This is a genomic window from Hymenobacter sediminis, from assembly GCF_003231285.1.
Lineage (GTDB): Bacteria > Bacteroidota > Bacteroidia > Cytophagales > Hymenobacteraceae > Hymenobacter > Hymenobacter sediminis.
Genome location: NZ_QKNS01000001.1, coordinates 485,735 through 504,490 on the forward strand (window position 1 = coordinate 485,735; position 18,756 = coordinate 504,490).

Below are 18,756 nucleotides of genomic sequence, written 5' to 3' on the forward strand. Positions count from 1 at the left end.
GTAGGAATGAAAACCCGTGGGTGCGGCAGAAATCTGGCTCCCGAACCGGGTCTGCTCAATAAACAGCTGCAGCGTACTGGTCGTTCCCGCTGAAGTAGGCTGCTTGCAGAATAATTGCGCGAGGAATCTGACTTGGATAATTCCTTTTCAGCTTAAAATATCCCTATCTTTTGGGAAGCCTTTTCCACGTTAATTCTCTTATGAAGAAAACTCTACTTTGCCTGGGCGCTTCTGCCTTACTAGCCTCCTGCAGCGCCACCAGCGCCGATTCCCGCTCTAATCGGGCTTCGAGCGGCCCAGTAGCTCACAACACGGTTGTGGAATGTGTACTATATGATGGCATGACCAAAACTTCCCAGCAGCTCACTACCATCACCTCAGGCAACGAAGTGCAAGTGATGGATACGGTGGATGCCTATTTTGTAAAAGTGCGCGTAACGGCCGACGGTAAAACCCAGAACGGCTATATGTACCGCACCTGTTTCGCACAAAAATAGCCACCACTAGGTAGAGCTCTTCACACACTTATCGGAAAACGGAAAGGCCCGGAACCAGTGGTTCCGGGCCTTTTTTCGTGTGGTGGTCCGTGCGTTAGTACGAAGGGCCTTTATCAGTTTCTACCAGCTTCTCCTCGGCATCGGCGTACTGCTCCACGGGGGTGCAAGCGCAGATGAGGTTCCGGTCGCCGTAGGCAGAGTCGATGCGGGCCACGGTGGGCCAGAACTTGGCAGCGCGCACGTACTCGGTGGGGTACACGGCCTCTTCGCGAGTATAGGGGCGGTTCCAGTCGGCGGTGAGCACAGCCGCAGCGGTGTGCGGCGCATGCTTCAGCAGGTTGTCCTTCTGATCGGCGCGGCCTTCTTCCACGGCGGCAATTTCCTTACGGATGCCAATCATGGCCTCAATGAAGCGGTCCAGCTCCTCCTTGCTTTCTGACTCCGTGGGCTCCACCATCAGCGTGCCCGCTACCGGGAACGATACGGTGGGCGCGTGGAAACCATAGTCCATCAGGCGCTTGGCAATGTCTTCTACCTCAATGCCGGCCTTCTTGAACTGGCGGCAGTCCAGAATCATTTCGTGAGCGCAACGGCCGTTGGCTCCGGTGTACAGCACGGGGTAGTGTGCTTCCAGACGGGCCTTGATGTAGTTGGCATTCAGAATAGCGGTGCGGGTAGCCTGGGTTAGCCCTTCGCCGCCCATCATCGAAATGTAGGCGTAGCTGATAGGCAGAATGCTGGCCGAACCCCAGGGAGCCGAAGTAACCGCTCCGTATGTGCGGCCATCGGCATCTACTAACACGTGACCGGGCAGGTAGGGAGCCAAGTCGGCTACTACGCCAATGGGGCCCACGCCAGGTCCGCCGCCGCCGTGCGGGATGCAGAAGGTTTTGTGCAGGTTCAGGTGGCACACGTCGGCGCCAATGGTGGCAGGCGAGGTAAGACCTACCTGGGCATTCATGTTGGCGCCGTCCATGTACACGCGGCCGCCGTGGTTATGAATGGTCTGGCAGATGTCGATGATGGTTTCCTCGTACACGCCGTGCGTGCTGGGGTAAGTCACCATCAGGCAGCTAAGCTTGTCGGCGTACTGCGCAGCTTTGGCCTTCAGGTCCTCCACATCGATGTTACCTTCCTCGGTGCTCTTTACTACCACTACCTGCATACCGGCCATAACAGCCGAAGCGGGGTTGGTGCCGTGAGCCGAGGCCGGAATCAGGGCCACGTTACGGTGCTGGTCGCCGCGGGCATCATGGTAGCCTTTGATGGCCAGCAGACCAGCATACTCACCCTGTGCCCCAGAGTTAGGCTGCAGCGACACGGCAGCGAAGCCGGTTACCTCGCACAGCCACGCTTCCAGGTCACGGAAGATTTCGGCGTAGCCCTGGGCTTGCTCACGCGGAGCAAAGGGGTGCAAGCCACCGATTTCCGGCCAGGTTACCGGAATCATTTCGGCGGTGGCGTTGAGCTTCATGGTGCACGAGCCCAGCGGAATCATGGAGTGAGCCAGGCTCAGGTCCTTGTTTTCCAGCTGCTTCATGTAGCGCAGCATCTCGTGCTCGGAGTGGTGCGAGTTGAAGATGGGGTGAGTCAGGTACTCACTCTTACGGATCAGCTCGTCCGTCCAGTTTACCGACACCTCAGCGGGTAGGGAAACCTGGGGCGCGTCTTTACCTAACACCTTGGCAAACACAGCCACGATGTCCTGCACATCCTCAATTTCGGTGTTCTGGTGCAGGGAAATGCCTACCTGGTTTTCACCGAAATAGCGGAAGTTGATGCCTGCAGCTTCAGCTTCCTGGCGGATGGCCTGCTGCAATTCGGCACTTTCCAACTGGATATCCAGCGTGTCGAAATAGTGCTCGTTGGTTTGCTCCAGGCCTATGCCAGTGAGGGCGCCATTCAGCGTTTGGGTCAGGGCGTGTACATTGGCAGCGAACTGACGGAGGCGCTGCGGACCGTGGTACACGGCGTACATACCAGCCAGCACCGACAGCAGCACCTGGGCCGTGCAAATGTTAGAGGTAGCCTTTTCGCGGCGGATGTGCTGCTCGCGGGTTTGCAGGGCCATGCGGTAGGCCTTATTGCCGGCCGCATCAATGCTTTGGCCAATAATACGGCCCGGAATTACGCGCTTGAAGGCATCTTTGGTAGCCAGGAAACCGGCGTGCGGTCCGCCGTAGCCCATGGGTACCCCAAAGCGCTGGGAGTTACCTACCACGGCATCAGCACCCATTTCGCCGGGAGGCGTAAGCAGCGTGAGGGCCAGCAGATCGGCGGCTACGGTGACGAACAGGTTGTTGTCGTGGGCTTTCGAGATGAAGTCGGTGTAGTCGTACACGGCACCATCGGCGGCCGGGTATTGCAGGATGGCTCCGAACAGCGACTCATCGGTGAGGTCAACCGTGCGGTGGTCGCCTACCACCAGCTCAATGCCCAGGGGCGTGGCGCGGGTGCGCAGCACGTCAATGGTTTGGGGTAGCACCTGATCCGAAACGAAGTAGCGGGTAGCATTCTTCTTCTTGGTCAGGGAATGGAACATGTGCAGCGTCTCGGCGGCGGCGGTGCCTTCGTCGAGCAGGGAAGCGTTGGCAATTTCCAGGCCCGTCAGGTCAATTACCATGGTCTGGTAGTTGATAAGGGCTTCAAGACGGCCTTGGGCTATTTCGGCCTGGTAGGGGGTGTAGGCTGTATACCAGCCCGGGTTTTCCAGGATGTTGCGCTGGATTACGGCCGGCAGCTGGGTATCATGGTAACCCAGACCGATGTAGTTTTTGAACAGCTTATTCTGGCCGGCAATACGCTTGAACTTCGCCAAAAAAGCCCGCTCCGTGAGGGCAGCGGGCAGGTTCAGCGGCTTCTTCAGGCGAATGGCGGCCGGCACAGTTTCGTCGATGAGCTGGTCAATCGACGCCACGCCAATGGTGCGCAGCATTTCAGCTACCGCAGCTTCGTCGGGGCCATTATGGCGGTCCACGAATACATCGGCGGGCTTGGGTTGAAGCAACATAAAAACAAGGGTGAGGGTGGCAACAGAGCAGGCCCCTAGGCAGAGCCCATACAAAGGTAGCGCGAAAAGCTTTCACGCTTCCGTCCTAAAACCAGCAAAAGTTTGAGGTTGTTCCGACAGACCTGAAGAAGGCCCACCCCGCCTGCCCGCCGTAACCCTACCTCATCAGAGGCTCAAGTATTTTCCGCAGATTTAGGCCCGATACCCACCCATTCCTACCCTTATGCGTCACCTCACCGTTGGCCTGATCTGCGAAGGCAAAGTTCCACCCGACAAGCGGGTACCGCTTACCCCCAAGAAATGCGCCGAAGCTGAGGCTCGCTTTCCGGGGTTGAAAATTGTAGTGCAGGAAAGTCCCATTCGTTGCTTTTCCGACCAGGAGTACCGCGACCTGGGTATTGAAGTGCGCCCCGATGTATCAGACTGCGACATCCTGATGGGTGTGAAGGAAGTGCCCGTAGCACAGCTCATTCCCAACAAAACCTACCTCTTCTTTTCGCACACCGTTAAGAAACAGCCCGCGAACCAGGAGTTGCTACGCCAGGTGCTGGCCAAGAACATTACCCTGATTGACTACGAAATGCTCACCAACGAACAGGGGGAGCGAATTGTGGCGTTTGGGCGCTGGGCCGGCATAGTGGGGGCCTACAACGGCCTGCTTACTTACGGCCGCAAGCACAACCTCTTCCAGCTGAAGCCCGCTTACCAGTGCGTAGACATGGAGGATATGCAGGAAGAGTTCTTCAAGGTGAAGCGCCTGCCACCCATCAAAATTGCGGTAACTGGCTCGGGTAGGGTAGCACAAGGCGCCGTGGAGGTGCTAAATATGATGCGCATCCGGCGCGTGAGCGTGTATGACTACCTCTATCTGGAGTTCAACGAGCCGGTGTACACCCAACTGCGCAGCTCCGACTACAACCGCCGCCGCGACGGCCGCGTGTGGGATACGCCCGATTTCCACCGCAACCCGCACGAGTATGAATCGACTTTTCAGAACTTCTTGCCCGTTACCCATCTGCTGATTGCTTGCGCCTACTGGCACCCCGCGGCCCCGCGGCTGTTCACCGAAGACGACATCTGCCAGCCCGGCTTCCGCATCAATACCATTGCCGACGTCACCTGCGATGTAAACGGCTCCATCCCGACGACGAAGCGGGCCAGCAGTATCAAGGAGCCTGCCTTCGATTACAACTGTCAGACCCGAGAGCTGGAGCCGGCGTATTCTCGTTCCGGCAATATTACCGTCATGGCTGTGGACAACCTTCCTTGCGAGCTGCCCCGCAATGCCAGCCGCGACTTTGGCCGCCAACTCATCGATAATGTGCTACCCCACCTAGTGCATGAAGGCGGCGCAGATGAGGTAGTAGAACGCGCCACCATTGCGCGCAACGGCCAGCTTACCGAGCGGTATCAGTATCTGTCCGATTACGTGGCTGAGTTATCTGAGTAAGAAAACCGTAGAAGCGGTTCATATTACTACCCCTTGTATATGCCATGAACCCTTACTTCCCATATGGAGGTAAGGGTTCATGGCATATACAAGGGGTAGGGGGTAAGAGAATGTGTGCAGCTCTGTACTCTCTTGGTTGCCCTTATCGAGAATGAGGATCAGATGCGCAGCACCGGGAAGCGGGCCTGCACCAGCATATATAGGCCGTAGGCCATCAGGCCCAGAGCTACCACAGCCAGCACTACCGGACCCATGGAGGCTAACAGGTCGAAGGCTTCGTCGGTGGTGCCCACGGCCTCAGCGCGCGACTGTTGGCCCGCCTGCACAAAGAAATAGCCGATAATACCCATTACAATGCCGCGGGCTGTGTAGCCTACCTGCCCGGTACGGTACACCACGCGCTGCTGATTGGCCGGCAGGCCGCTGGCATTCACGTGCTTATGAAACTTGCCGGAGTAAGCCCGATAGATCTGGTAGATGCCGCCTCCGATGATAGCCAGGCCGAGCGCCATGATAATCCACTCGCCGCCGGGCCAGCTAAGCACTTTGGCCGTGAAGGTTTGCTGACCGTTGCTGCCAGAACTGGCGGTGCCGTTCATGGCCAACTGGGCCGCAAACCAAGCCAAGCTGGCATAAAGTAAGCCGCTACCCGCGTAGCCCAGGCGTCGGCCAATGCCCTTCGCGCCGGAGCCCTTGTCTTCCGTGTCCAGCAGGGCCTGCGTAAAGCGCCACACGATGTAGCCTACCAGTCCGAAGGCCACCAAACCTAGCAGCACTTGTCCGCCAGGCAGGTCTTGCAAGGTCTGGACCGCCTCTTTTTTATCGGCGGTCTGGCCACCTTTCTGGCCCGAGGCGGCCAGCAGCGCCAGTAAGCCCATTAACAGGTACACAATGCCTTTGGCCGCGAAGCCAAAGCGGGCCAGCGCCCGAATGCCCGAGGAAGGCGACGTCGGGACGGCGGAAAGAATAGTGTTAGAAGCAGTCATGGAATAGCAAGGTTGGATGAAGTACAGCCAACTCTACGCATGAAAGCTCAGCTAGGGTTAGTTTGCGCCGCAGCGGAGTGCGCCAGCAGCCCCGGGGGCTGGTAAATACGGGCGCCCCGCCGGATAAGAGCCGCATTTTCGGGCAGGTCGAGGGTCACGATGGGTTTGTTGCGGGCCGCCTCGCTCTGCAGCAGACGGTCTAGGTTGCCGCCGGGCCTGACAAACGGGACGAAAAAACGGTCGGCCAAGTCGGCCAGAAGTAAGTCGCGGATGTCGGAGGTTTCCTGAGTTACGGTGCTGACATTGGGTTCGAAGGGTGATACAAATAGCAGTCGGCCCAACTGAATATCCCGCTCATACTCAAACTGCACCGTGGGCTGAATGCCTCGGCCCAGCACGTACACAATGGGCTGCAACACATCCTGCCGCAAGAACCGAAACACCGACTGCTCCATTCGGGAGTTGAAGCCCGATACCACGCAATAGCCCAGCTGGCGTTGCTCCATGGCCCATAGGTAGGTAGTGCGCTCAATGCTGACCGGATACTGGCGGGAGCACAACAGCGCCGTTTTCGGCAACCGCAGCAGCGCCGTATTCCCTACCATCCGAAGTTCATCCGCCGACGTCCTCATAACACCCTGTCTGGCATTAAGTTATAGATATTATTTAATTAGTTATATAATTGTGAGCAATAGCTATTTGGTTAGGGGGTTTGGAGAAAGGACAGTGAGAAGTAAGCAGCATGCTAAAGGGCCCAGAAGCTGGCTGTGTAGCACTAGGGTAGGCATCAGTACGACATTCTTTTGCTAGTAACGGAGTGGAGTGGTGTTACTGATATTTAACCTATTAATTATCAACAGATAAAAAGATTCTGGCTTGCCGCCGACGGTGCAGGCTGTGGCAACTGCTCATCAGGTTGCGGATTGCGCAGGGGGTAGCAAAAACCGCGTCTGGCTCAGCAGGAATATGCCCCGCATTGAGTATCATTGATTATTGCTTGTGGACCCCTTATTCCGATGGATGATTTAAGAACTACCCTGAGTACCTTTTCGGCTGATGAGTGCAAGGAGTTTCGGCAGTTTATTCAGCGGCAGCGGCGCAAGCAGAAAGGCCGGATGGACGTGCGCCTCTGCGACTTGCTGCTGCACCAGAAGGAATACACCACCGAGGAACTGCTGACCCGGCTCTACCCCGAGGAGCCCAACGCGGTGGCCTACTACGCCCTGCGTAAGCGCCTTATGCGCCACCTGACCGACTATCTGCTGCTGCGCCAGCGCCAGCAGGACCCCACGGCAGCATCCTCGGTGCGCGGGCTCCTTACTCTGGCCCAGTACCTGTTTGAGGTAGGCGTGCCGCGCCTGGCCTGGAGCACGGTGCGCAAAGCCGAGAAGCTGGCCTGCCAGAACGAGCAGTATGAGCTGCTGAACACCGTATATAACCTCCAGATTGCCCAGGCCGGCAGCAAGTACGCCGACGACCTGCTGGACATTATTCAGCGCCGCAACCTCAACAAAAAAGCCGCCGACGAGGAGGAGCGCGCCAACATTGCCGATAGCCTCATTCGGCAGCGGCTGCGGCAGGCGCGGGTGAAAGGCCGGGCCGGAGAGTCGTTCGATACCATTCTGCAGGACGTGCTGCGCGAGTATGATCTGCAGGAAGCCTTTGCCCGGCGCCCGGCCTTGCTCTACCGGCTCATGTCGATTGCCCGAGCGGCCATGTTGGTACGGCGCGACTACCTCTCGTTTGCGCCCTTCGTGATGCGCTGCTACCACCTCATGGAGAAGCGCCACGGCTTTCAACCGGCTCACCGCGAGGCCCAGTTAGGGTTGCTCTACATGATTGCGCATTCCTTGTACCGTACCCGCCGCTTCCGCGAATCGGTGGAGTATTTGGAGCGGCTGCGGGCGGTGCTGGAAAGCGGACCCAAGCTGGAATCGACGGGGCTGCGGGCGCGCTACACCTTCCTGCTGGCTGCCAACTATGCTTTCCTGCGCCGCAACGCCGACAGCATTCGGCTGCTGGAAGACATTCTGCGCACTCCCCTCTCACCCCGCGACCAACTGACGGCCCGGCTGGGGTTGGGCTTTCACTACTTCGCCGAAGGACAGTTTCAGAAAACCAACCAGGCCTTGCTAGGCATCGGCCGCACCGACCACTGGTGCGAGCAGGAAATGGGGGTAGAGTGGGTGCTCAACCGCAATATGGGTGAGATGCTGACCCAGCTAGAACTTGGCAACCCCGATCTGGCCCTGAACCGCCTGCGCGCTATTGAGCGGCTGATTAAAGAACGGTTCGGACCCGATGGCGGTGGCTACGCGGCTGTGCTCTACTACCTGCAGCTAGTGCGCGACATTGTGGATGAGCCAGAGCTGGCCCGCACACCAGCCTTCGCCGAGCGGGCCGCTCAGATTCCGGCCTTTGTGCCCTTGGAACAAGAAGACTTACAGGCCCTGAGCTTCTACAGCTGGCTCGAAGCCCGCATTCAGTCCCGGCCTTATTATGAGGTACTGCTGGAACTGGCCGGCGCCACTGAAGCGGTGCCAGCGGGGTAGCCACCCTGTCCACCTCAGGCGGTGCTGATCGGTCCCAAACTACTTCGCTTGAACGTCATGTCGAGCCCCGCGAGACATCTTGCGTGCTAACGTTGCTAGGCTACTCCAACGATTCGAGCGAGATGTCTCGCGGGGCGAGACAGGACGTTCTTCACCGTTTGCCTACCCCTTAAGAACGCGAAAAGCCTCGGCTAGTAGTAGCCGGGGCTTTTCATTTTACTCTGAAGCAGAACTAGTCGTTCTTGGTAGCAGCGTTGATTTCAGCTTTGGCGTCGGCGGCAGCCTCTTTGGATTCGGCTTTCACTTCAGCAGCGGCGGCATCGGTTTTGGCTTCGGCTTTGTCGGCAGCGTTTTCAATGGCGTCACCGGTTTTTTCGGCGGCAGCTTCGGTTTCGTTAGCGGCGTTAGTAGCTTCGGCCGAGGCAGCGTCGCCTACGTTTTCAGCGGCAGCTTCGGTGTGCTCACCGGCGGCTTCAGCATTTTGTTTGCCTTCTTGAGTGCAAGAGGTAGCGGAGAAAGCAACGGCGGCAGCAACGAACAGGGACTTGAAGAGGGTTTTCATGGGCGTGTGTAGAATAAGGTAAAGGGTGTGAAGCACAACAGCTAGCGTTGTATAATGCTTAATAGCCGCCTCTTAGGAAGGTAACCCGAACCATAGTGAAAGTTTTCTTCCGTGCTTTGTGCCCTCAACTTCTGAACTGCTCGCGCGTACTGCCGCCTACCCCTTTTCTCTTCCTGAATCCGCTTCTATGCTTTTCCGACTTCCTTTGCTGGCTTGCCTGCTCTTCGCTACCCATCTGGCGGTGGCCCAGGCCAACGACGGCTTTCAGCGGCGCGATGGAAGCATGTACCTGATTCGCAACGGAGAAACCCGGCCCATGACCCGCGACGTGCGCCTACCCAATGGCCGCCTCATCACCCGCGACGGATTTGTGGTAGCCCGCGACGGAAAGCGTACCGAACTGAAGGACGGGCAAGGCTGCACGCTGCTCGGTGAGCCGGTCGCTATCCGTCCGCAGCCCGATGGCCGGCTGCTATTGGCCACCAGTGTGGCCCCGCGCCCTGCCGCTCCGGCAGCCCCTGTCAGCTACTCAGAGGCTGTTTGGCGCTGGCTGGAGGGTAGGGGAAAAGGCAAGGGCCGAGGCAGAGGCAAAGGCCACGAGAAGTTTAAGCATAAGCACAAACACGACGATGATTGAGCCCTGGCGGTAGGTCAGTCTTTCACTTCGTCGCCGTCCCGATCAATGAAAAACGTGCGCCCTTGCTGCGTTACGCGGGCTCGGCCCTGAGCATCAAAATCAGTGGCGCTGGCGTAGCGCCCAAAAGGAGCCATGCCCACCGTCGTATCTGCTAGGTATTCGGGCCGGATAAAGGTGAAGTAGCCTTTGGTTTTTACCCGGGCCAGGTCCTGATCAAACGAATAGGCTTCCTGAAAGATGACCGGGGCCGAAGCCGGCTCATCGGGGCCACTGATGTAGTGCCAGCCCCGGTAGTCGAGCACGGCGGCATAGCCCTGGGAAAAGTCGCGGGCAGCATAGTAATAGGCGCCGAACTCCTCACCCCCCGTGTCAATAAAGGTGTAGGCTTTGCCAACCCTGGCCCGCGCGAAACTGCCGGAGTAGGGGTACAGGGCATCGTACGCGGGCTTGATGATTTCCGTGCCATCATCCTGCACGAAGCCAAACACGCCGTTCAGCTCCACTACTGCCTTCCCCTGGTGAAAGGTATCAATGCGGGCGTAGCGGGCGGGTAACAGGGTGTCGCCATCGGGTGTCAGCAATCCGTAGCGGCCTTGCTGCTGAAAAGGTACTGGTGCTTCTGGCGCTCCGCAACGGGTAATGCCCACGGCCAGTAGCAAGGTCATCAGGCCGCCACCTGCTATGTATGCAAGCTGGCGCGGCTGGCGGCGTACCTGAGCTAACCAAGGCTTTATGCCGCTGCTTACCCGGCGCAGGGCGGGCCGCCACCGGTTGAGACCAGCCAGAAACTGCTGCCGCGCTTCGGCGGGCCGCCCAAACTGAGGGCGACGGGGCGGTGCTGCCGTACCGGTAGGGTTGGCCGGGCTAATGGGGGTAGCACTGGCAGCAGGCTCCGCAGCAGGCGGTGCCGGTGTCGGGGTTGCGGCTGGCTCAGGGGGGAGGGTAGGGGTAGGCGGAATTGCCGTGCTGCCTGGCGGTAATACTGTCGGGGCTGAGGAGAGGCGTTCAATTAGGTTTTCCAGCTGTTGAATCTTGCTGCCCAGCTCCTGGTTGCGACGCTCCAACTCCTGTCGATAAGCCTGAATGGATGATTCAAGCGCGGCTTTCTCGCGTTTTTCGGCGGCCAGTTGTTGCTGCAGGTCGGGGGCTTCGGTGGCGGCTACGGGGGTAGCGGCCAGCTGCTGCTGCAGTTGGGCAATGCGCTGCTCCCGCTCGGTTTCACGGGTTTCCATGGCCTGTAGCTGCTGGCTGAGGTCGGCCTGCAGGCTAGTGCGCAGTTGCTCTAGCTCCTGCTTTTCCTGGCTGCGTGCCTCCAGGTCTACCTCATAGCCTGTGGTGCGCCGGTCCAGCTCATCCACATCTTCGGCCCCCAGCCACCGCCACAACTGCCCCGCCTTCTGCCGAAACAACGTTGCGGGTCCTGCCACCTCAGCTGGCGAGGCGGTAGGGGGTAGGGGGCTGTCAACCGGTGCTACCTCGTTATCCAAAGCAAACCCCAAGTTCTGACACAGCTGTTCCAGATCAGTGGGCGTAAGGTCGATTTCGGGGGAAGCCAACTGGGCCAGGCGGCGAGTGAAGCGGGCCGGGTCAGGAAGCAAATGGAAGGTAGAAGCGGCGGGCACGGCGGCCATGCGCGCTTCTACTTCCGGCCCAAACCGCACGGGGGCGCCAAACAGCACCAGCCCGGTAGTAAACTGCAGGTTGGCGGCCTCGGGTGGGAGGTGCGGCGTGAGGTAGGCAGCCAAAGCCGCCCGCTGCTGCTCGAAGCGGTTGAACGGGTTTTCGGCATCGTCGGGAAGCTCCAGCGGGGCACCATCGAGCAGCCACGTACCCGTGCGTAAATCCGGAATGTGGAGCAGGCCGCCCGCAGGTATCAGCTGCAGAACTGTGATGCTGCGCGGGCGCACCACCACGGCATCCAGCCGGTAGTCGGGGCGGGCCGCATCGGGGGCTATGTTGCCCAGCAGCACCGTGTACGGCGCTCCGGCCTCGGCGCGCAGGGCGGCAGCTACCGCCTCAAACTGCTGCTGTCGGGAGGGAGAGGAAAAAGGAGCCGATTGGTAGGTGTGCAGCATAGGGTAATAGAAGGAGCGCAATAACGCGGTCATAACTGGCCGCGCCGGGTTGTACGGCCGTTTTCCGATTGGGGTGTGCCAACTTTTCCGTGCCGGGGCAAGTATAGACGTTTACCTCTCCCTCAACCGTAGATTTCCTCTTTATTATGGATTCCACCGCCTCAACTCCCCAAACTCCGGCTACGCCTTCCGTACCGCTCGACGTTACTGATCAGCAAAATTCGGCCCTGCTGGAGGATACCCTGAACCTGCTCAATGCCGGTGCCCCTGACAAAGCTGGGGAAAAAGGCTTGGCCGAAATTGACCGGTGGGCGGAAGTGCTGCGCGCCTCTGAGCGCCCTGGTCTGGCCAAAATTATTCAGGAGCTAACTATCCTGCGCGAGCAGCTCAGCTCTTCCGATGCCGAGGCCCACGACATAGCCGAAACGCTGGCCACCCTGGGCGCTGAAACTTCTAAAGTAGCCGACGAAACCTCGGATGGCTACAGTGCCCCGCTAGCTCAGTTAGGCAAACTGCTTATCAAGCTCGGTTCCAGCCTCTCGCGCTAAGCCGCTCTTCGCTGAAACCTGACAACCCAAAAAGCCCTGACTTGCACAGTCAGGGCTTTTTGGGTTTAGGCCAAACAATAGGGTAGGCGAAAGGTATTCACTGCTTCCGGCGGGTGCGCCGTACTTTTGCAGCCTCATTCCAGTACCTATGTCTGAAATTCAGCCTCTCGACGACCTCACACTGTACGACCCCTTCGAAGGGATGCGTTTTAGCATGCACCGCTGCTTCCTGTGCGGTACGCCCACTACCCCCCCGCAGGACACCATACCAGTTTTCGCCGATTGGCTGATGACGCGCTATAATCTGCAGGAGCGGCAGATTAAGTTGTTGGACATGAGTATTGTGCAGTATCAGGATCTGCGGATTGCCTGCTGCCCCAAGTGCCGAACCCAGCACGTCGAGCCACTAGAAGCTCGGATGGAGGTTGCGGCCGAGAAAGGGGTAGCCGGTTTTCGGGAGGTGGATGAGCAGACGCTGTTTCTGTGGCTGGGAAAAATGTTCTACGGTATTCTGGTCACGGAGCTGCTCACAGAGCTCGATCCGTTGGCTAAGCCGCAGTATCCGCTGGCCGAAAACGCTCTGCTGCTGAGGCGCTTCCAGGCGTTCTTTCAGCCCTTGCAGGCCTTGCGGGTGCCCATGGAGTACGATGATTTCACGCCCGCTTCCATCTTTGTTCTGGAAGCCGACCCGCGCGAGGACACCATGCCCTTTGAGTATGATGACGACCTGAGTACCATGGGGTTCAGCATCAAGCTCGGAAATGCCGTGCTGGTAGCCTGCCTTGTCGATAACGGTATTATTCAGCAGGCCATGCGCCGGGTTTACCAGGATGCCTACCGCCCCCTGCACCCCGTGCAGATTGCGGAGTTCAAGGCCCGGGTGTACTATGCCGCGTACATCCTCAACGTCATCCCCGACTACTACCCCCGCGCCGTGCGGCCGGGTGATACGGAAGTCGTGATGGACACGCTGATAGACGACGTAACGACCTCTATTTTCAACCCTTGGGAAAATAGCGCCTACGGACAATCGTTGCTGGAAATGTGGAAACGGTGGCAGATTCCGTTAGAGGAAATTCTGCGCAACCCGGCCGAGCCGCTCACCTTCCTGTATGATGCGGACGGGCAGCCCCAGGTGCTGGAGCACTTCCCGCAGAAGGCCGGGTAGGAAAAAAGAAAGCGTAGCCTAACCCGGTTGCCAGGTGGGTTCTTCGGCGTACTTGGTAAGCTTGATGTTGGTCCAGCGTCCTTCGAAGCCGGTTTTTTTCTTGCATTCCCGCTCACTCACCAGCACATCCACAGCGTGGCGGTGGCGGCGGTTCATCGTGTCGTGAATGATGTAGACGCCATCTAAGGCGTCGGAAATACCGCGGACACGTACCTTTTCGCCGTAGCGGAAGGGGCCGCCCCACTTGTCAAGCAGGTCGCGGGAAACAGCCAGCCAGCGGGTTTTGCTGGAGTGGCGCTCTGGGATGATGGAGCCGTCGGCGGTTTCCATCGGGTTGTCATCGGTCTGGTCCGGTTCGGGCCAGTAGGTGGTAGCCGTAACGCGGTACGACAGCGTCTTGGGTGCCTTTTTTGCGGGCATCACCGGCAGCGCAATGGCTACCGGACGGGGGCTAAGCGTAGCTACCGTAGAAGGTAGGGCCAAGCCAGGGACAGAAACAGTGCGGGGGGGGAATAGGAAGGTCAGTAGGAATAACGCAATGGACATGATAGTTGGGTTCGTGGACTCTCACTTTGGTCCGGAGAGGATGGACGGCCGGCCCGACTCGGCTAAGGGTAAAGCGCCATCTGGATTAGCAGAAGAAAAACGCTTTTATGTGTATAGCAAGCGGCTTTAAGAGCCGAAAACAAGTTAAATGAGAAATGAAACGGAGTTAAATATAGATAATTATAATAATTATTTGTACTTACAAAATGTTGTTATTTTGAAGGGCTCAAAGGTAAGGACTTTTTTTTAAATCGGGTTTTCAGTCGTTGCTAAGAAGTTTAGTAAAATAATATCACTTAAGCCGGATATAGTTTGGCCGCTTACGAGGGTTGCCGGTTCAGGGTTATGGCTGGGGTAGGAACTTGCTTAGGGTGAAGCCGTATGGATGATACCGGAAGCGCAACAGCTTCTGGTTTGCTCTCTTCCTCCAACCAACCCTCACTATTCATGCTGTATCATTCCTTGCGCCATTCTGCTACTCCTGCCTTGTGCCTGAGCATGATGGCTGGCCTGCTTCTGGGTGCCTGCTCTTCGCCTGAAAAACCCACCGGAGATGCTGCGACAACTTCTGGCTCCTCCGACTCTACTGCTACGGCCGCCCCGATAGCACCCGCCAACTCTCCCTTGCAGGTAGTGGCTCAGTTTCGGGAACCGCAGATTGTAGGCGTAGCCGTGACGCCCGATGGCCGGGTATTCGGCGACTTTCCGCGCTGGGACAATAACCCGGTAAACCCGGTGGCCGAAATCATGCCTGATGGCTCCGTGAAAGGCTACCCCGATGCCAACTGGTGCCTCTGGAACGAAACGGTTCGCAACGAGCCGCAAAAGCACTGGATTTGTCCCCAAAGCGTACATGCCGACAAAACCGGGATGCTATGGGTGCTCGACCCCGCCTCGCCCGGCATTAAAGGCACCGTACCCGGCGGACCTAAGCTGGTCAAAATCGACCCTGAAACGGACAAGGTGGTGCAGAACATCAGCATCCCCGAAAGCGTAGCCTCGCGCAAATCCTATCTCAACGACGTGCGCATCGATACCCAGAACCAGTACGCTTACATCACCGAATCGGGGGTAGGGAGCTTGGTGGTGGTGGATCTGAAGTCGGGGAAGGCGCGTAAGCTGCTGGCCCAGCACACCTCCATGATGGCCGATACTACCCTCAACATCAAGGCTGACGGCAAAGAGCTGATTGACCCCAGCGGTAACAAGGCCCGCTTCAACGCCGATGGTATTGCCCTGAGCCAGGATATGCAGTACCTCTATTGGAAACCCCTGACCAGCTACAAACTCTACCGCATCAAAACCGAAGCTTTGCGCAACCCGGCTCTGTCGGATGCCCAACTGGCCCAGCAGATTGAGGACTTAGGAAAAGTGCCTGCCTGCGACGGAATGGAAATCGATGCGGCCAACAATGTGTATCTGACAGCCTTCGAAGATCATTCCATTAAGCGCCGCACCCCAGACGGTAAGGTAGAAACTGTAGTGCAGGACCCCCGCCTGGAATGGCCCGATACGTTTGCTTTTTCCGGCGACGGTAAAACGCTCTACATCACCAACTCAGCCATTCACAAAACGCCTACCTGGAACAAAGGCATTGGTAAGCAGGATCAACCTTACCACATCTTCAAGATGGCTCTTTCCAAATAGTGCTACCCCTAAATCTTATGAAAAGCCGTTCCGGATAAATAGGGACGGCTTTTCTTTTTATTCCTAGATTGGACGCTTCAACTCAGTCGAAAACCATACTTCCAATCATGTGGTTGATAAAGAGGTTTATTTGAACATGCGAATATCAGTTTTAGCTTTCTAATCAACCTATTTACATTTGCTTCTGAACCACCAGCTCCCACCGCATGGACGCTTACTCTTACATCGCCAATGCACATGGCGAATACATTGACCAACTCTACCAGTCCTATAAAGCCGATCCGCAATCGGTTGACGTAAGCTGGCAGAAATTCTTTGAAGGCTTCGACTTTGCGCAGCAATATCCCGAAGGTGGGGTAGGGCAGCCCGATGGCGAAGGCGTATTGGCCACTACGGCTAGTACCAACCAGGCCGGAGCCATCCGGGCCGTGGATACGGTAGCCGCCGACAAGGAAACGCAGGTCCGCAACCTGATTCATGCCTACCGCAGCCGCGGCCACCTGGTGGCCCGCACCAACCCGGTGCGTGAGCGCAAAGACCGCAAAGCTCGCCTGAATCTGCAGGACTTCGGCCTGAGCGACGCCGACCTAGACACCAAGTTCAAGAACGGCGAAGTGCTGGGCCTAGGCACGGAAGCCACCCTGCGCGACATTGTATCGGCGCTGCAGAAGATTTACACGCGCACAATCGGGTTCGAGTACATGTACATCCGCGACCCGCAGGTGCTCGACTGGTTCCGCGAGAAAGTGGAGAAGGACTCGCTAAGCTTTAACCCCGGCGTAGAGTACAAGAAGCGCATCCTGAGCAAGCTCAACGAAGCCGTTGTATTCGAAAACTTCCTGCATACCAAGTTTCTGGGTCAGAAACGCTTCTCGCTGGAAGGCGGCGAAACCACCATTCCCGCCCTCGACGCCATCATCCGGAAGGGTGCTGAGCTGGGCGTGGAGGAAGTGATGATTGGCATGGCCCACCGCGGCCGCCTGAACGTGCTGGCCAACATCATGGGCAAAACCTACGAGCAGATCTTCTCGGAGTTCGAGGGCACTGCCGTACCGGACCTGACCATGGGCGACGGCGACGTGAAGTACCACATGGGCTACAGCAGCCAGGTAGATGCCGGTGGCCGCAGCGTTAACCTGAAACTGGCCCCCAACCCCTCGCACTTGGAGGCGGTGAATCCGGTAGTAGAAGGCTTCGTGCGCGCCAAGCTCGACCACGGCTACCAGAACGACTATAATAAGGTGTTGCCCATCCTGATTCACGGCGACGCCGCCGTGGCGGGCCAGGGCATTGGCTACGAGGTGACGCAGATGTCGCAGCTGGAAGGCTACAAGACCGGCGGCACCGTGCACTTCGTGATTAACAACCAGGTAGGCTTTACCACCGACTTCGAAGACGCCCGATCGTCTATCTACAGCACCGACCTAGCGAAGATTATTGACGCGCCGGTGGTGCACGTGAACGGCGACGACCCTGAAGCTGTAGTGTTTGCCGTGCAGCTCGCCACTGAGTACCGCCAGCAGTTCCACGCCGATATCTTTATTGATATGGTGTGCTACCGCCGCCACGGCCATAACGAGTCGGACGAGCCTAAGTTCACCCAACCTACCCTCTACAACCTCATCAGCAAGCACCAGAACCCCCGCGAGGTGTACAATGCTATGCTGGTAGAGCGCGGCGACGTGGACAAGGAGCTGGCCAACCAGATGGACCGCGAGTTCCGCGACCTGCTCCAGGCCCGCCTGGACATGGTGAAGCAGAAGCCGCTGCCCTACAACTACCAAGCCCTCGAAAACGAATGGCGCAGCCTGCGCCGCTCCAAGCCCGAGGACTTCGACCAATCGCCGGCTACCGGTATCAGTGAGGAGCTGGTGCAGAAGGTAGGCACGGCGCTTACTACCCTGCCCGAGGGCTTCAAACCCCTGAAGCAGATTGACAACCTGATGAAGGAGCGTAAGAAGATGTTCTTCGAAACGCGCGTCCTCAACTGGGCCGCTGGCGAGCTGCTGGCTTATGGTTCGTTGCTGGCTGAAAAGCACATTGTGCGCCTAAGCGGCCAGGATGTGCAGCGCGGCACGTTCTCGCACCGCCACGCCGTCCTGCACGACGCCGAAACCTCCGCGCCTTACAACTCTTTGAACTACATCGAGGAGGGCCAGGAGAAGCTGAACATCTACAACTCGCTGCTGAGTGAGTATGGGGTGTTGGGTTTTGAGTTCGGCTACGCCATGGCCAACCCCACGGCCCTTGTGATTTGGGAAGCTCAATTCGGCGACTTCGCCAACGGTGCCCAGACCATGATTGACCAGTTCGTGGTGTCGTCGGAAAGCAAGTGGCAGCGCATGAACGGCTTGGTGATGCTCCTGCCCCACGGCTATGAAGGCCAGGGCCCGGAGCACTCCAACGCCCGCCCCGAGCGGTTCCTGCAGTTGGCGGCTGAAAACAACATCATCGTAGCCAACATGACCACGCCGGCCAACTTCTTCCACGCCCTGCGCCGTCAGCTGACCTGGGGGTTCCGCAAGCCGCTGGTGGTGATGTCGCCTAAGTCGATGCTGCGTCACCCGCTGTGCGTGTCGCCGGTTGAGGAGTTTACCTCCGGCTCGTTCCGCGAAGTGCTCGGCGACGTGTACGCCGAAGACAAGAAAGTGAAGCGCGTATTGCTGTGCTCGGGCAAGGTATATTTCGATTTGCTGGAAGAGCAGCAGAAGTCGCAGCGTAAGGATGTCGCCATCGTGCGCCTGGAGCAACTGCACCCCTTCCCCAAAAAGCAGTTGGACGCCGAACTGGCGAAGTATCCTAAAGCGAAGGTGTACTGGGTACAAGAGGAGCCCGAAAATATGGGCTACTGGAACTACCTGCTGCGCTTTATGCGCCGCGAGCTGGAAGATGTGATTTCGCGCAAGCCCTCGGCCTCGCCCGCTACCGGCTACAACAAGGTGCACGTAAAGGAGCAGAAGGACCTCGTGGCCCGCGCCTTCGACAAGCCCCGCGAGGAGGTAGCTGATACCGTTATCAAGGAAACCGCCGCCAACGCGCAAAAAACCGACTAAGCAGGCAGCCTGCCGGCCCCAGAGG

14 protein-coding genes are annotated in these 18,756 nt (G+C 58.1%); 8 read left to right on the plus strand and 6 right to left on the minus strand.

What is annotated here, in order from left to right; translation table 11 throughout:
- The first annotated feature begins 200 nt into the window (after positions 1-200).
- Positions 201-497 (plus strand): SH3 domain-containing protein, encoded by a 297-nt coding sequence (locus DNI29_RS02075; protein WP_110976405.1) that lies wholly within the window; start codon positions 201-203, stop codon positions 495-497.
- Between the two features lie 94 nt (positions 498-591).
- Here DNI29_RS02075 and gcvP read toward each other — a convergent pair whose 3' ends face one another.
- Complete coding sequence (gene gcvP / locus DNI29_RS02080; RefSeq protein ID WP_110976406.1) at positions 592-3,507, minus strand: aminomethyl-transferring glycine dehydrogenase; 2,916 nt, start codon at positions 3,505-3,507, stop codon at positions 592-594.
- Between the two features lie 223 nt (positions 3,508-3,730).
- On the opposite strand from gcvP, the gene DNI29_RS02085 reads away from it, so the two are divergent.
- Positions 3,731-4,957 (plus strand): NAD(P)-dependent oxidoreductase, encoded by a 1,227-nt coding sequence (locus tag DNI29_RS02085; RefSeq protein ID WP_110976407.1) that lies wholly within the window; start codon positions 3,731-3,733, stop codon positions 4,955-4,957.
- A gap of 158 nt (positions 4,958-5,115) precedes the next feature.
- Here the strand turns inward: DNI29_RS02085 and DNI29_RS02090 are convergent, their stop codons facing one another.
- Together DNI29_RS02090 and DNI29_RS02095 are read right to left on the minus strand one after the other, a co-directional pair.
- Positions 5,116-5,943, minus strand: a complete 828-nt coding sequence (locus DNI29_RS02090; protein ID WP_110976408.1) for a DUF1206 domain-containing protein — start codon at positions 5,941-5,943, stop codon at positions 5,116-5,118.
- A 47-nt stretch (positions 5,944-5,990) separates the two neighbouring features.
- Entirely contained in the window at positions 5,991-6,575 is a 585-nt protein-coding gene (locus DNI29_RS02095) for a DNA-binding protein (protein ID WP_123823034.1), read from the minus strand.
- Between the two features lie 384 nt (positions 6,576-6,959).
- On the opposite strand from DNI29_RS02095, the gene DNI29_RS02100 reads away from it, so the two are divergent.
- Positions 6,960-8,495: a hypothetical protein gene (locus DNI29_RS02100; protein WP_110976410.1), complete on the plus strand. Its 1,536-nt coding sequence runs from the start codon at positions 6,960-6,962 to the stop codon at positions 8,493-8,495.
- A gap of 232 nt (positions 8,496-8,727) precedes the next feature.
- Here the strand turns inward: DNI29_RS02100 and DNI29_RS02105 are convergent, their stop codons facing one another.
- On the minus strand, positions 8,728-9,057 hold the full coding sequence (locus DNI29_RS02105) for a hypothetical protein (RefSeq protein ID WP_110976411.1): 330 nt from the start codon (positions 9,055-9,057) through the stop codon (positions 8,728-8,730).
- A gap of 187 nt (positions 9,058-9,244) precedes the next feature.
- On the opposite strand from DNI29_RS02105, the gene DNI29_RS02110 reads away from it, so the two are divergent.
- Entirely contained in the window at positions 9,245-9,694 is a 450-nt protein-coding gene (locus tag DNI29_RS02110; RefSeq protein WP_123823035.1) for a DUF6799 domain-containing protein, read from the plus strand.
- Between the two features lie 14 nt (positions 9,695-9,708).
- Here DNI29_RS02110 and DNI29_RS02115 read toward each other — a convergent pair whose 3' ends face one another.
- Positions 9,709-11,769 carry a WG repeat-containing protein gene (locus DNI29_RS02115; protein WP_110976413.1) on the minus strand — a complete coding sequence of 687 codons (2,061 nt, stop codon included), beginning with the start codon at positions 11,767-11,769 and terminating at the stop codon, positions 9,709-9,711.
- Positions 11,770-11,915: 146 nt separating this feature from the next.
- On the opposite strand from DNI29_RS02115, the gene DNI29_RS02120 reads away from it, so the two are divergent.
- Positions 11,916-12,317: a hypothetical protein gene (locus DNI29_RS02120; RefSeq protein ID WP_110976414.1), complete on the plus strand. Its 402-nt coding sequence runs from the start codon at positions 11,916-11,918 to the stop codon at positions 12,315-12,317.
- 148 nt (positions 12,318-12,465) lie between these two features.
- The gene (locus DNI29_RS02125) at positions 12,466-13,485 is read left to right on the plus strand and encodes a hypothetical protein (RefSeq protein ID WP_110976415.1); all 1,020 of its coding nucleotides are present in this window, start codon (positions 12,466-12,468) and stop codon (positions 13,483-13,485) included.
- Between the two features lie 18 nt (positions 13,486-13,503).
- Here the strand turns inward: DNI29_RS02125 and DNI29_RS02130 are convergent, their stop codons facing one another.
- On the minus strand, positions 13,504-14,031 hold the full coding sequence (locus DNI29_RS02130; protein ID WP_123823036.1) for an RlpA-like double-psi beta-barrel domain-containing protein: 528 nt from the start codon (positions 14,029-14,031) through the stop codon (positions 13,504-13,506).
- 447 nt (positions 14,032-14,478) lie between these two features.
- Between DNI29_RS02130 and DNI29_RS02135 the strand changes: the two genes are divergently transcribed.
- Positions 14,479-15,678 carry an SMP-30/gluconolactonase/LRE family protein gene (locus tag DNI29_RS02135; RefSeq protein ID WP_162303477.1) on the plus strand — a complete coding sequence of 400 codons (1,200 nt, stop codon included), beginning with the start codon at positions 14,479-14,481 and terminating at the stop codon, positions 15,676-15,678.
- Positions 15,679-15,884: 206 nt separating this feature from the next.
- Positions 15,885-18,731: a 2-oxoglutarate dehydrogenase E1 component gene (locus tag DNI29_RS02140; RefSeq protein WP_110976418.1), complete on the plus strand. Its 2,847-nt coding sequence runs from the start codon at positions 15,885-15,887 to the stop codon at positions 18,729-18,731.
- The last annotated feature ends 25 nt before the right edge of the window (positions 18,732-18,756 follow it).